Here is a 12,982-nt window from a genome sequence, read left to right as displayed (position 1 = left end):
AATTTGGAGCGGGAAACGAGACTCGAACTCGCGACCCCGACCTTGGCAAGGTCGTGCTCTACCAACTGAGCTATTCCCGCATCACCAAGTAACTTTGTTAATCACTTGATTTTGTTATCGTCTGGCAATCAGTGCCGCCGTTCGATGCGTTGCATTCTACTTACCTGACGCAATGAGTCAACGATATTTTTCACCACTGACGATCGTTTGCTGAAATTTGCGTCGAAACGATCACTGATCAAGCAAATCTCCACGTGCAGCGCTCAAATACTGGAACATTGACCACAAAGTCAGTATCGCGGCGACGAAGAAAAGTGCGATCCCAGCATACTCTACCCAGATATTTGGACGCCACAGCAGCCAGGCCAGTGCAGCCATTTGCGAAGTGGTTTTCACTTTACCGATCCAGGATACGGCTACGCTGCTGCGTTTACCCAGTTCGGCCATCCATTCACGCAGTGCAGAGATGATGATTTCACGCGCAATCATTGTTGCGGCAGGAAGCGTCACCCACCAGCTGTGGTAATGCTCTGTCACCAGGACCATCGCGATAGCCACCAGCACCTTATCAGCGACCGGATCGAGGAAGGCGCCAAAACGCGTGCTTTGGTTCCAGCGGCGCGCCAGAAAACCGTCAAACCAGTCAGTGACCGCTGCAATACAGAAGATCAGCGCACAAACAAAGGGAGCCCAGGTGAATGGCAGGTAAAAAGCCAATACAAAGAATGGGATCAGGATGACGCGAAACAGCGTGAGCAACGTAGGGATATTAAATTGCATATGACGGATAACTATCTGTTGTCAGTGAAATTACCCCTATGTTGCTACAGAGGGCCTAATGTTTCAACGAGTAGAAGATCTTTTCTGCCAGAGCTTGCGAAATACCCGGCACTTTTGCAATTTCTTCGATACTTGCGTTACGAAGGCCTTGCAAACCTCCCATATATTTCAACAACATCTGGCGACGCTTTGGCCCGACACCTTCGATGGTCTCAAGCGTGCTGGTGCTTTTCACTTTCGCCCGCTTTTTACGATGCCCGCTAATCGCATGATCGTGAGATTCATCGCGGATATGCTGGATAACGTGCAATGCAGGCGAATCCGGCGGCAGGCTAAAGCCCTCACCTTCCGGCTCAAAGAACAGCGTTTCCAGGCCTGCTTTACGATCGGCCCCTTTTGCCACCCCCAGCAAGAATGGGTGCTGTTTGTCCCAGGGAACATCCAGCTCAGCAAAAACGGCTTTCGCCTGCCCTAACTGACCTTTACCGCCGTCGATCAATATGACGTCCGGAATCTTACTTTCTTCAATCGCCTTACCATAACGCCGACGCAAAACCTGATTCATCGCCGCATAATCATCACCCGGCGTAATGCCGGTAATGTTGTAACGGCGATATTCTGCGCGCAGCGGGCCATTGGCATCAAAGACCACGCAGGAAGCTACCGTCTGTTCACCCATCGTATGGCTGATGTCGAAGCATTCCATACGCTTCACTGCAGGTAACTTCAACACCGATGCCAGCGCCGTCAGACGTTGCGTAATCGTCGACTGCTGAGAAAGTTTCGTGGTGAGCGCCACTGCCGCGTTGGTCCGCGCCAGCTTGAGATAACGTGCGCGATCCCCTCGCGGTTTCGTCTGCACGTTAATCTTCCTGCCGGCCAGTTCAGACAGAGAGTCTGCCAGCAGGGTTTTATCGCTAAGATTAAAATCGAGCAGGATCTCCCCGGGTAAGGTACGCATCTGGCTCCCCTGCAGATAAAACTGCCCGACAAAGGTTTCGACGACCTCGCCGAGTTCCGTGCCACCGGGTACTTTCGGGAAATAGCTGCGGCTGCCCAGCACTTTACCCTGGCGAATAAACAGAACGTGCACACAGGCCATACCGGCGTCAAACGCCACGCCAATGACATCCAGATCGTCTCCGGTATTAGAGACAAACTGTTTTTCTGTCACGCGGCGTACGGCCTGGATTTGGTCACGAATGCGCGCAGCCTCTTCAAATTCGAGATTTTGGCTGGCCTTTTCCATGCGGGCGATCAGCTGCGTTAATACCTGATCGTCTTTTCCGGACAGGAACAGACGAACATACTCGACCTGCTGAGCATACTCTTCCTCACTCACCAGACCCGCGACACACGGACCGAGACAGCGGCCAATCTGATATTGCAGACAAGGTCGAGAACGGTTGCGATAAACGCTGTTTTCGCACTGACGGATAGGGAATATTTTCTGCAACAGCGCCAGCGTTTCACGCACCGCATAACCGTTAGGGAACGGTCCAAAGTACTCGCCTTTGGCATGCTTTGCCCCGCGATGCATCGCCAGGCGCGGATGGGTATCGCCGCTAAGGAATATAAAAGGGTAGGATTTATCATCGCGCAGCAATACGTTATAGCGCGGCTGATACAGCTTGATGTAGTTGTGCTCAAGCAATAACGCTTCGGTTTCAGTGTGCGTTACCGTGACATCAATCTGCTGGATTTGCGCGACCAGCGCTTCGGTCTTGCGTGAAGCAAGATTACTACGGAAGTAGCTGGAAAGCCTTTTTTTCAGGTCTTTCGCTTTCCCGACATAGATAACCGTCCCGGCGGTATCATACATACGATAGACACCGGGCTGACTGGTCACGGTTTTCAGGAACGCTTTGGCATCAAACTGATCGGTCACTGGCTTGTTAATGTCTCCGCATTACACAGGCCATGGCGAATTGCCAGGTGAGTCAGCTCTACATCGCCGTGAATGTTTAATTTACTGAACATTCGATAGCGATAGCTGTTCACCGTTTTAGGACTAAGATTCAGCTGTTCTGAGATCTCATTGACCTTCTGACCTTTGGTGATCATCAGCATAATCTGCAACTCGCGTTCAGACAAACTGGCAAACGGGGTTTCCGTTTTCTCAGGCTCAATCTGGCTGAGCGCCATTTGCTGAGCGATATCGGAGGCAATATAACGCTGCCCGGAATAAACCGAACGAATCGCACTCACTACTTCCTGGGGGGCGGCGCCTTTGCTGAGATACCCTGCGGCCCCTGCCTGCATAACTTTTGCAGGTAATGGGTTTTCGGTGTGTACCGTCAGCATGATCACTTTAATGTCTGCCGTGGAACGCGCAATTTTGCGGGTTGCTTCCAGACCGCCAATACCGGGCATATTCATATCCATCAGCACAACGTCAACGGAATTTGAGCGGCACCATTTTACCGCATCTTCACCGCAGCACGCTTCGCCGACAACTTTTATGCCTTTTATATCTTCCAGAATGCGTCGTATCCCTGCGCGCACCAGTTCGTGGTCATCAACAAGAAAAACGTTGATCAAAGGAATATCTCCAGAATAGGGATAACGCTACCGATAGTTAATCGGCCCTATGTTAACGGGTTTTATCTCAACTTTGAAATGTAAAAAACGCCCGACTTTCGATTTTGCTCTCGTTTTTGGAAATTAGATTGTACGACGAGTGGAAACTTTCAGTCCTGACAGCCTTCTGCCACGGTTATATCTGCATAGCTGTTTCAGAATAGTGACAAAAAATTCATATTCCCCCGCTGAATGCAAAATAGGCAGTCAAAGTTGTAACAATAATTAACGAGGAAAATACTCGAAATAAACAACATGTGGAGAAAATATATGCACTGCAACATGTTGTTTATTTTAATGTCCACAACATTGGTCCGCGCAAAAAACAACCACAGATATTTTTAGCCTCGCTTATGGTATACTCCGCCGCCTTAAGATTTGACATCGCACTTTTTCATTGAAACATAACGAGGAAAATAAATGAGTACGCCTGACTTTTCCACTGCTGAGAATAACCAGGAACTGGCCAATGAAGTCACCTGCCTGAAAGCCATGTTAACGCTGATGCTGCAGGCAATGGGTCAAGCCGATGCAGGCCGCGTGATTCTTAAAATGGAAAAACAGCTCGCGCTGATTGAAGATCAATCACAGGCGGCGGTATTTTCCAACACGGTTAAGCAAATTAAACAAGCTTACCGCCAGTAAAAAGAAACCGGCTGATAGCAATGCTCTCAGCCGGTTTTGCGTCTGACACTCAGAACGATAATTTACTCAGATAAGCCCGGTTGCCGCGGCATAACAGGCTATCTGCGTTTTGTTTGGTGCATTGAATTTCTTTTGCATATTCTTCTGGTGGAAGTTTACGGTATTTTCAGAAATAGACAGAATGATGGCTATCTCTGAAGAGGTCTTCCCCTCCGCCGTCCATTTCAATATTTCCTTTTCCCGCTTGCTAAAGCGCATTTCTGGCGCCATAACCATGTCATCTTCCAGCCGCGTCAGTACAGACAGGCTTTCCCGCACCAGAAGCTGCATCCTGAGCTCCACTTCATCGCTCGCAAGGCGACTGTTACGAATACTAGCACGCGATACAGATAAAAAACCCAACGCCCGATTAGGCAACATTAAGCATTGCGTCATCCCTTTGCGTAAACCGTGATTGCGTGCTGCGTCCCACAAAGGTTGCGCATCGCGAAACAGAGTATCGTTCCAGGGTAAATGCCCCTGACTGAAGTTTTCAGGTTTCAGCACCGGATCAATGGCGAAATAATTTTCGGACTGATAATGCGCCACCCATGCTTTGGGATAGGTCGTATGAAGAGACGTTTTAGGTCGGGTAAAAGGTACCGGATGACGAACACAGAGCGCGTAAAAATCGAACTCTAAGTGCTGCGTCTGTTGTTGTAATTCCGTATAGACATCCTCTGCCGTCGCCATTTCCTGAAAGCGTAACAGCATGCTCCGTCGCCAGGTGAAGAAATCATGATCCTGCATACTAAGTGGTAATGCCCCTGAGATTGATAATCATCCAAACATATGAAACAAGCTAACACATAAATGTATTTTATATATGCAAATTATCGGACAAATGAAGAATTACTTGAGTATTACTCAACAGTGGAAGGAAGTAACAGATTCAAGCATTAATAATAAAGCAATAATTATAAATAGTTATGCGAACAGCACTCGCCAGAAACAATTCCGACGAGTGCTATATGCACTATTTATTGCATCAAAAACTTCTCAAGAAACTGACGGGTACGCGGCTGCTGCGGATGCGTGAATAAGGATTTTGCTGGTCCCTGCTCCACTATCCGTCCTTGATCCATAAATATCGCTCTATCGGCAACATCGCGAGCAAAACTCATTTCATGCGTCACAATTACCATGGTGCGTTTTTCCTGCGCCAGTTGGCGGATGGTATTAAGTACCTCGCCAACCAGCTCCGGATCGAGCGCAGAGGTCGGTTCATCAAAAAGAATAACCTCAGGTCGCATCGCCAGCGCTCGGGCAATCGCTACGCGCTGCTGCTGTCCGCCCGATAAACGCCGCGGATAGCTGGTTTCTTTACCTGCTAGTCCGACTTTCGCCAGCAGCTCACGCGCACGAGCAGTCGCTTCAGCTTTTGGTTCACCTTTGACTATCACCGGCCCTTCAATAATGTTTTCCAGCACCGTCCGATGCGGGAACAAATTAAAGTTCTGGAACACAAAACCGACGTGCTGACGTAACTGACGAATCAGCCCTTTCTGCTGGGTCAACGAACGCGCGGTATCAATGGTAATCTCACCCACTTTAATAGTGCCCGCCTCCGGTTGCTCCAGCAAATTAATGCTACGCAGCAGCGTGGTTTTGCCCGATCCGCTCGGCCCGATAATCGCTACTACTTCACCAGGTTTGACGTCAAGATCGATCCCATGCAGCACCGTTTGCCCATGAAATTTTTTGACCAGGTTTCTGACTTCGATAGCACTCATTTCGGCTCTCTCTCCTGGCGGTTCAGTTGTTCTTCAAAATAGTTTTGCAGCGCAGAAAGCACCGTCGCCATCACCCAGTAAATCAACGAGGCCGCCAGATACATCGTAAAGACTTCCAGCGTACGCGAGGTAATCAGCTGCGCCTGACGGAACAGTTCCGGTACCTGAATAGTGGCGGCCAAAGAGGTATCTTTCACCAGACTGATAAAGCTGTTGCTCAGCGGCGGCAACGCAACGCGCGCAGCCTGCGGCAGGATTGCCCGGCGCATGGTCTGCCAGCGCGTCATACCAATACTGGCCCCCGCCTCCCACTGCCCTTTGTCGATGGAAGAGATTGCCGCACGCAGGGTTTCCGCAGCATAGGCTGCCGTATTCAGCGACAAGCCAATCATCGCCGCCGGGATGGGATCAAGCTCAATACCAAACTGCGGCAGACCGTAATAGATCATGAACAGCTGGGCAATTAGCGGTGTTCCGCGAAAAATAGAGATATAAAAACGCGCCAGCCAGCGCACAGGCAACAGCGGCGACAAACGCATCAGCGCCAGGATAAACCCCAGCACGAGGCCAAAAAACATCCCGCCGATACTCAGTTGCAGCGTAAAAACCGCGCCTTTGAGCAGATACGGCAGAGAATCAATTACCAGTTGGATACTTTCATGCATTAGCGTTTTTCGACCTGGTTGTTACACGTGAGGATGGTAGGCAAACAGTGCAGGTGCCCCACCGGTATGAATAAAGAGGATTGGGCCTTCGTCTTTGAAGCGTTTCTGGCTGATACCGTCAATCAAACCCGCCATCGCCTTACCGGTATACACCGGATCCAACAAAATGCCTTCCAGGCGCGCCAGCAGTTTTACCGCCTCCATGCCCTCTTCGTTTGGCGTACCGTAGCCCGGCGCATAATAATCATCCCATAACAGGATATCCGCCGAGGCCGTCAGTTCCAGTTCGCGGGCAATATCCTGCTGCAACGTTACAACTTTGGGCTTTTGATCGGCGACGCTGCGCGAGACGGTCACGCCGATCAGCTCGACGTCTGGCATCAGTTGTTCCAGGCCCACGGCCAGCCCGGCGTGCGTTCCCGCACTGCCCGATGCCACTACTACAGAAGAGAGCGCAACGGCCCCTTCACACTGCTGGGCAATTTCCAGCGCGCTTTCCACATAACCCAATGCGCCCAGGGCGTTAGAACCGCCAACGGGGATCACATACGGGCGGAAGCCCTGTGCTTCAATGCGCGTCGCCAGTTCCTGAAGTTGCGCATTCGGGTCGGTCAGCGCATCGCACATTTCGATTTGCGTATTAAACAGGTCCAGCAGCAGACGGTTGCCGTTGGTGAGATAGTTTTCCGCAGTAGTGCCAATCGGATTTTCCAACAGCGCCACGCAGTGCAGGCCAAGCTTCGCCGCTACCGCCGCCGTCTGTCGAACATGGTTAGACTGGATGGCACCCGCGGTTATCAGCGTATCAGCGCCTTCACGCAGTGCGTCTGCGGCCAGGAATTCCAGCTTACGCAGCTTATTGCCACCCATGGCCATCGGCGTGACGTCATCGCGTTTGATGAAAATATCGCGCCCGAGATAGTCGGAGAAACGTGGAAGATATTCGAGCGGCGTTGGCGCGCCAATAAATTCCAGACGTGGAAAGCGCGTTAAGTTATGCAGCGGCATACAGCCTCCGGTATTCGTTGTTGTGATGTTCTTTTTATTATGCACGCTCAGGCGCAATGAAATAAAAAAAGGCGCTGTTAAAGGCGCCTTTTTTCATCGAATGCCGATTATTTCGTCACATCCGCTCCAAACCATTTTTCAGACAGGGCTTTCAGCGTACCGTCTTTCTGCATTTCAGCAATGGCCGCATCAACCGCTTTCAGCAGATCTTCATTGCCTTTGCGCAGCGCCACGCCGGACTCCTGGCGGGAGAATGCTTCACCGGTCACAGCCAGCGTATCCTTGGTTTTCTTGACCAGATCGAGCGCCGCCAGACGGTCAACCAGAATGGCGTCGATACGGCCTACACGCAGATCCTGGTATTTGGTCGGGTCATCATCATAGGTACGAATATCCACGCCCTGCACGTTCTGGCGCAGCCACTCTTCATAGTTGGTGCCCAGACCAACGCCGACTTTTTTACCTTTCAGATCGGCAGCAGTCTTAATAACGCCTTCATTACCTTTCTTCACCAGCGCCTGAATACCAGAAACCGTATACGGGGTAGAGAAATCGTATTTTTTCTTACGTTCGTCAGAGATAGTCACCTGGTTGATGACCACGTCAATGCGCTTAGAATCAAGAGAGGCCAGCATACCGTCCCACTTGGTCGGCTTCAGGTTAGCTTTCACCCCAAGGTGCTTGGCCAGTTCCTCAGCGAACTCCACTTCGAAACCGGTCAGCTTGCCGTCATCGCCCTGAAAACTAAACGGGGGATAGGTCCCTTCCAGGCCCACCAGCAGCGTGCCGCGCTCTTTAACTTTATTTAACAGACCTTCATCTGCATAAGTCTTTACGCTCATTCCGGCGACAAGTGCAACAGCCATTACACCCATCAGAGCCTGACGTCCCAGAAGTGCTAATTTCATAGTTACCCCGAATATTGTCATTAGTGACTGCTATTTATACACAAAATCATTCGAGTTGTATCAAGGCGGCAAGCGAGTGAATCCCCAGGAGCTTACTAAAGTAAGTGACTGGGGTGAATGAGCGCAGCCAACGCAGAGACAGCTTGAAGGATGACGTGTATATGACTGTAGTGTAGAGCGTTTGTCGTGATCCACAAACACGACTCTGTTACACCTTATTCGTTTTTAATATATATCAGAACTGGCTGTCCAGGAGGATTTCTGCATATGTCCCATATGGGTATGGGCTTTGAACTGCTCATACTTACGCAAGGCGATGCGGTAATTGTTGGTGCTGGTTTCCGGCAGCCACGGGGCAAGGTTTTCGTCGAGGAACCCTTCCTGCAGCAGGTCATGAGAGATATTTTGTTCGGTCAGGTGATTCCCGAGGCGACGCAGGCGGACAACGTATTCACGTACTGTGCCGTGGCTCATTTCGGTTTGCTCAAACAAAAATTGTTTAAATCCAATAATGTCGAAAAAGTCGCTCTGCTCTTTGCAATGCAAATCACCGCAAAAACGACACAGCGCCACCCACTCTTTTTTCTCCTGCTCCCACTCGGCTTCATCCAACAAAGTGTCCAGTCGAGCGATGGCGATTTTATTCACAATTTGCCCGCGACGAACCAGCGTGATCCGGTCGAGCAACTTAAAGCAATGGGCGCAATGCGTCTGGCTGTGTTTGAAATCTTTGAGGTAGCGGCTTAGAGGCCGTCTTTTTGATTGCTGCACCGTCATGAGAACTCCTGGTAGTCAATTCGTAATGCGGCATTGTTCAGGGGTAATGATGTACCCCTATAGCTTACCCAGCTTAGTGCGTAGACGTTTGATGGCCTGACTGTGCAACTGGCTGACCCGCGACTCCCCGACTTCCAGTACCGCGCCGATCTCTTTCAGATTCAGCTCTTCCTGGTAGTACAGCGTTAACACCAGCTTTTCGCGCTCCGGCAACGCCTCGATCGCGTCCATCACGCGCTGGCGGAGGTTACCCTCAAGAAGCTGTTGTAACGGGTTTTCCTGCTGATGTTCTTCCGTCACCAGCTCAATACTATCGCCATGCTCTTCCCGCCACTCGTCGTATGAGAAGAGTTGGCTGTTATTGGTATCGAGCAACATCTGACGATACTCTTGCACAGGAATAGCCAGACGCTCCGCCACTTCGGTTTCCGTCGCGTTGCGCCCTAATTCCTGCTCCAGTTGTCCCATCGCCTGTGCCACTTCGCGAGCATTGCGCCGAACGCTACGCGGCACCCAATCCCGGCTACGTAGTTCGTCCAGCATTGCTCCACGAATACGCTGCACTGCGTAAGTGGTAAATGCCGTTCCTTGCAAAGCGTCATATCGGTCAACGGCATTCAATAACCCGATGCCGCCCGCTTGTAGCAGGTCATCCAGTTCTACGCTCGCCGGCAAACGCACCTGAAGGCGCAATGCTTCGTGACGCACCAACGGTACATAACGCTGCCACAGCGAGTGTTTATCCATTACACCTTCAGCGGTATACAGTGAATTCACGATAAACAGCCCTGCGTTAAATGAGTTATCGGCATGATTATCCGTTTCTGCAGGGGGTTCTATCGGAGGAATAAGGCTATAAAAGAAGGGTTATTTCACTTATGTAGCTGAAGGCGTTATTTCGCATCAGGAATAATCAAACATAAATCAAATGGTTAGCTTGCGAGGGATGCGTTTTCACGCATCCCCGTTAAAATTATGTCAAGAGATGAATCATCGACAGGTCATCCCCTGTGCGCACGGTCTCGATGTGCTTATGAAAGTTTTCATGCACGGTCGGATTATGCTGGCTTAGCGAATGGAAGCTATAGACGATATTGATAGCATCCTCCTTCTCCAGATACGTTCTCTCGTAGGCGCTCGCGGCGATCAGAATTTTGATAAAGTAGTATTCGACACATATCATGTACAGGGAACGTAGCGAGTCAACGTTCTTTTGATTCGGGAAGTTGTTTTCCCACATTTTATACAAAATAAGATTTTTAAGATCGAATCCAGTCTCATCCTGTTGTTCGTAAACCTTCTGCCAGGTCGCCTCTAGCCTGACGAGCCTCTCATCTACAGACTGCGTATCGTCCTGAGTTAACGTTCTCAGTAAGCACTGAATATAATAATTCAGCACACCACTCGATCTGCTCCCTGAATTACTGCGAAAATAGTCCTGCAACAAAAGCGCTAAGGATAATTTGATATTTCGATCAGCCGAGAAATCTGACAACTCTTTTCTTAACTCTCCCGATTGAAGTTGAGTCAACAGCGCATGATAAACGGGTTCAATCTCTGCCAATGCGGTATTATCAACCACCTTAAATTTCTCGATAAATAGCGTAAACTTAATCAGCGCATAAAGCCCGGCGTTGATATCACGCCCAGCCTGATCCACCAGGCTTAAACAAAAAAGATTCAACAACTTTTTCTGTGGTGTAAGCGCGGGTTTAACATTAGCCTGCGGTTTAACGATGTTTTTTTCGTTTAACATCATTGCATTAGGGTCTGTTAATACAATGCTAACAACCTCAGGGCAGGATAAATTTAGCGATTTTCTCACATCATTTCTATAAACGCGTTCAATACGCGGGAATGTCTGGCAGGTCGTACTTAACGCCTGGACTCCCAATGTTTTTTGTACCTGGCACAGACTCTCTTCAGTTAGATAAGGACAGTTTCCTGTATTATCAGCAAGCTTAATCATCCCCCATTGTGCAATATCTTTTTTAAGCAGAATAATATTCTCTTTAGCAATATTTCTAATATTCTCATTTTTACTGGAGACATACTTATTCACCGTTGCCTTATCCAGATGTATATTCCAGCCTTTACAGCAATGGTCGCGACATTGCGTGCCGGTGCACTGAAACGTAGTCACAAAATGGGGTTCAGTAACGGTAATTTCTTGCATTCTTCAGACTCCAGTATAGAAAAAAGGCAGCTTTCGCTGCCTTTATTGTATCTAATGACTGAGTAACCCAATCGATGGATTAACGCAGTAAAGAAAGGACGTTTTGCGTGGTCTGGTTAGCCTGTGCCAGTACAGATGTACCTGCCTGCTGCAGGATCTGTGCACGAGACATGTTAGACACTTCGGTCGCGTAGTCGGAGTCTTCGATACGGCTACGAGCAGAAGACAGGTTGTTAACGGTGTTACCCAAGTTTGAAACTGCAGATTCAAAACGGTTTTGGATTGCACCAAGGTCGGAGCGCAATTCATCAACTTGCGATAACGCTTTATCTAGGGCTGCTAATGGGTTTTCAGTAGGTGATGTGGCAACCGAAGACACTTTATCAGTTTGAAGATCTTTACCTTTTAGGTCATCGGCTTTATAAGATTTAGCCTCACTACCAGTACCAACTGTTACGAATTTAGTTTTTCCATCTAGTCCACCAAGTTCTACATTTGCATTGTTTACAGTAGTACCTTTCGCATCTGTATAACTAATCGTTTCAACAGAAACTTTACCATTGCCTTCATTTACATTTGCAGCATATAGCTTGTTATCGTTACCCTTAATTGCATATCCCGCATCTTTTCCTGCTTCATCAGTCAATTTGACTAATTTTGCTCCAGGAATAGCAGTAGTAGTTGCTGTGTCTATATCAACCGGAATAGTCCCAGAAGCATCAGCTACTGTTGTCGTTTCAGTCAATGTTGAAGTATCCGCCAGCGCACTTTTTCCGCCTAATGTTAATTTGCCTGGGTTCGCTACAGTACTATCATTTTGAACAGTTACTTCATAAACACCAGCTTTCGCCGCATCTGAGTTTGTTACCTCAATATAATGTTTCGTGCCATCAGTATAAATTTTCCCATTTGTTGCAGCAGTACCGGTACCATCAAGACTTGAAATATCTAACGTATTATCAATTGTAATTGCAGGTTTAGTTCCAAAGTTTGCAACATCTTTGTCCTTCATCACCGCTTTATTTTGGACACTAAAGCCGTCAAGTCCCAAAGTTTTGGAATTGATTTCTTTCAAATTGATAGTAATAGTTTCGTTATCATTTGCACCAACCTGAATAGTAAGGTCCTGGCCTTTAGACAGGACTTTTACACCATTAAATTGGGTTTGCTCGGATACACGGTCTATTTCACCTAAGCGCTGCGTAATCTCAGCCTGAATAGAATCCAGATCAGATTTTGAGTTAGTGTCGTTACCAGCCTGAACAGCAAGTTCACGAATACGCTGTAGGTTGTTGTTGATTTCGTTAAGAGAACCTTCTGTCGTTTGTGCAATAGATATACCGTCGTTGGCGTTACGTGACGCCTGAGTCAGACCTTTGATGTTAGAGGTGAAACGGTTAGCAATCGCCTGACCAGCCGCATCGTCTTTCGCACTGTTGATACGCAGACCAGACGACAGACGCTCGATAGCGGAGCCCAGAGCGGACTGAGATTTGTTCAGGTTGTTTTGGGTCAACAGCGACAGGCTGTTTGTATTGATGACTTGTGCCATGATCTTTTCCTTATCAATTACAACTCGATGTTATTGGGCTGTTGCCCACGGTTTCTGACCGTAACCCATGTATCGGCACCTTAAATTCGAACTTTAGAAAATTTTTAGTTTCCGTCGTT

At 48.8% G+C, this 12,982-nt stretch carries 14 protein-coding genes and 1 tRNA gene; 2 read left to right on the top strand and 13 right to left on the bottom strand.

The genetic code is table 11. From position 1 onward, the window contains the following. Positions 1–4: 4 nt before the first annotated feature. The 4 genes from OGY10_RS04000 to uvrY all read right to left on the bottom strand — a co-directional run bounded on the left by OGY10_RS04000 (position 5) and on the right by uvrY (position 3,321). A tRNA-Gly gene (locus OGY10_RS04000) sits at positions 5–80 on the bottom strand. A gap of 151 nt (positions 81–231) precedes the next feature. Then, positions 232–780, bottom strand: a complete 549-nt coding sequence (gene pgsA, locus OGY10_RS03995; RefSeq protein ID WP_003030490.1) for a CDP-diacylglycerol--glycerol-3-phosphate 3-phosphatidyltransferase — start codon at positions 778–780, stop codon at positions 232–234. Between the two features lie 55 nt (positions 781–835). Then, the gene (gene uvrC, locus OGY10_RS03990) at positions 836–2,668 is read right to left on the bottom strand and encodes an excinuclease ABC subunit UvrC (protein ID WP_286576315.1); all 1,833 of its coding nucleotides are present in this window, start codon (positions 2,666–2,668) and stop codon (positions 836–838) included. Next, a complete protein-coding gene (gene uvrY, locus OGY10_RS03985; RefSeq protein ID WP_006684079.1) occupies positions 2,665–3,321 on the bottom strand; it encodes a UvrY/SirA/GacA family response regulator transcription factor in 657 nt (218 codons plus the stop codon). Before uvrY ends, uvrC begins: the two co-directional genes overlap by 4 nt. Positions 3,322–3,617: 296 nt before the next feature. Here uvrY and OGY10_RS23765 point away from each other — a divergent pair, with 296 nt between their 5' ends. Continuing rightward, positions 3,618–3,761 carry a hypothetical protein gene (locus OGY10_RS23765; protein WP_418219448.1) on the top strand — a complete coding sequence of 48 codons (144 nt, stop codon included), beginning with the start codon at positions 3,618–3,620 and terminating at the stop codon, positions 3,759–3,761. A gap of 19 nt (positions 3,762–3,780) precedes the next feature. Then, positions 3,781–4,005, top strand: a complete 225-nt coding sequence (locus OGY10_RS03980) for a DUF2594 family protein (protein ID WP_003030482.1) — start codon at positions 3,781–3,783, stop codon at positions 4,003–4,005. Between the two features lie 66 nt (positions 4,006–4,071). Here OGY10_RS03980 and sdiA read toward each other — a convergent pair whose 3' ends face one another. The 9 genes from sdiA to OGY10_RS03935 all read right to left on the bottom strand — a co-directional run bounded on the left by sdiA (position 4,072) and on the right by OGY10_RS03935 (position 12,863). After that, a complete protein-coding gene (gene sdiA / locus OGY10_RS03975; protein WP_008785095.1) occupies positions 4,072–4,794 on the bottom strand; it encodes a quorum-sensing transcriptional regulator SdiA in 723 nt (240 codons plus the stop codon). Between the two features lie 230 nt (positions 4,795–5,024). Continuing rightward, positions 5,025–5,777: an L-cystine ABC transporter ATP-binding protein TcyN gene (gene tcyN / locus OGY10_RS03970; RefSeq protein WP_003030477.1), complete on the bottom strand. Its 753-nt coding sequence runs from the start codon at positions 5,775–5,777 to the stop codon at positions 5,025–5,027. Then, on the bottom strand, positions 5,774–6,442 hold the full coding sequence (gene tcyL, locus OGY10_RS03965) for a cystine ABC transporter permease (RefSeq protein WP_003030474.1): 669 nt from the start codon (positions 6,440–6,442) through the stop codon (positions 5,774–5,776). Before tcyL ends, tcyN begins: the two co-directional genes overlap by 4 nt. Positions 6,443–6,463: 21 nt before the next feature. Then, the gene (dcyD, locus tag OGY10_RS03960; protein ID WP_048235184.1) at positions 6,464–7,450 is read right to left on the bottom strand and encodes a D-cysteine desulfhydrase; all 987 of its coding nucleotides are present in this window, start codon (positions 7,448–7,450) and stop codon (positions 6,464–6,466) included. A 107-nt stretch (positions 7,451–7,557) separates the two neighbouring features. Next, the gene (gene tcyJ / locus OGY10_RS03955) at positions 7,558–8,358 is read right to left on the bottom strand and encodes a cystine ABC transporter substrate-binding protein (protein WP_003030469.1); all 801 of its coding nucleotides are present in this window, start codon (positions 8,356–8,358) and stop codon (positions 7,558–7,560) included. Positions 8,359–8,583: 225 nt separating this feature from the next. Next, a complete protein-coding gene (fliZ, locus tag OGY10_RS03950; RefSeq protein ID WP_003030467.1) occupies positions 8,584–9,135 on the bottom strand; it encodes a flagella biosynthesis regulatory protein FliZ in 552 nt (183 codons plus the stop codon). Positions 9,136–9,192: 57 nt separating this feature from the next. After that, on the bottom strand, positions 9,193–9,912 hold the full coding sequence (gene fliA / locus OGY10_RS03945; RefSeq protein ID WP_016153479.1) for an RNA polymerase sigma factor FliA: 720 nt from the start codon (positions 9,910–9,912) through the stop codon (positions 9,193–9,195). Positions 9,913–10,108: 196 nt separating this feature from the next. Continuing rightward, on the bottom strand, positions 10,109–11,311 hold the full coding sequence (gene fliB, locus OGY10_RS03940) for a flagellin lysine-N-methylase (protein ID WP_286576313.1): 1,203 nt from the start codon (positions 11,309–11,311) through the stop codon (positions 10,109–10,111). A gap of 79 nt (positions 11,312–11,390) precedes the next feature. After that, positions 11,391–12,863: a flagellin N-terminal helical domain-containing protein gene (locus tag OGY10_RS03935; protein WP_286576312.1), complete on the bottom strand. Its 1,473-nt coding sequence runs from the start codon at positions 12,861–12,863 to the stop codon at positions 11,391–11,393. Positions 12,864–12,982: the final 119 nt, after the last annotated feature.

This window comes from Citrobacter sp. Cpo148 (assembly GCF_030332375.1).
Taxonomy (GTDB): Bacteria; Pseudomonadota; Gammaproteobacteria; order Enterobacterales; family Enterobacteriaceae; genus Citrobacter; species Citrobacter portucalensis.
Note: the sequence above shows the minus strand (reverse complement) of the source record. Positions and strands in the feature narration are given on the sequence as shown.

Bases quoted from the DNA above. Each gene is read 5' to 3' on its own strand.
- pgsA (WP_003030490.1), bottom strand. From the start codon at position 780: ATGCAATTTAATATCCCTACGTTGCTCACGCTGTTTCGCGTCATCCTG.
- OGY10_RS03980 (WP_003030482.1), top strand. From the start codon at position 3,781: ATGAGTACGCCTGACTTTTCCACTGCTGAGAATAACCAGGAACTGGCC.
- sdiA (WP_008785095.1), bottom strand. From the start codon at position 4,794: ATGCAGGATCATGATTTCTTCACCTGGCGACGGAGCATGCTGTTACGC.
- tcyN (WP_003030477.1), bottom strand. From the start codon at position 5,777: ATGAGTGCTATCGAAGTCAGAAACCTGGTCAAAAAATTTCATGGGCAA.
- tcyL (WP_003030474.1), bottom strand. From the start codon at position 6,442: ATGCATGAAAGTATCCAACTGGTAATTGATTCTCTGCCGTATCTGCTC.
- dcyD (WP_048235184.1), bottom strand. From the start codon at position 7,450: ATGCCGCTGCATAACTTAACGCGCTTTCCACGTCTGGAATTTATTGGC.
- tcyJ (WP_003030469.1), bottom strand. From the start codon at position 8,358: ATGAAATTAGCACTTCTGGGACGTCAGGCTCTGATGGGTGTAATGGCT.
- fliZ (WP_003030467.1), bottom strand. From the start codon at position 9,135: ATGACGGTGCAGCAATCAAAAAGACGGCCTCTAAGCCGCTACCTCAAA.
- fliB (WP_286576313.1), bottom strand. From the start codon at position 11,311: ATGCAAGAAATTACCGTTACTGAACCCCATTTTGTGACTACGTTTCAG.
- OGY10_RS03935 (WP_286576312.1), bottom strand. From the start codon at position 12,863: ATGGCACAAGTCATCAATACAAACAGCCTGTCGCTGTTGACCCAAAAC.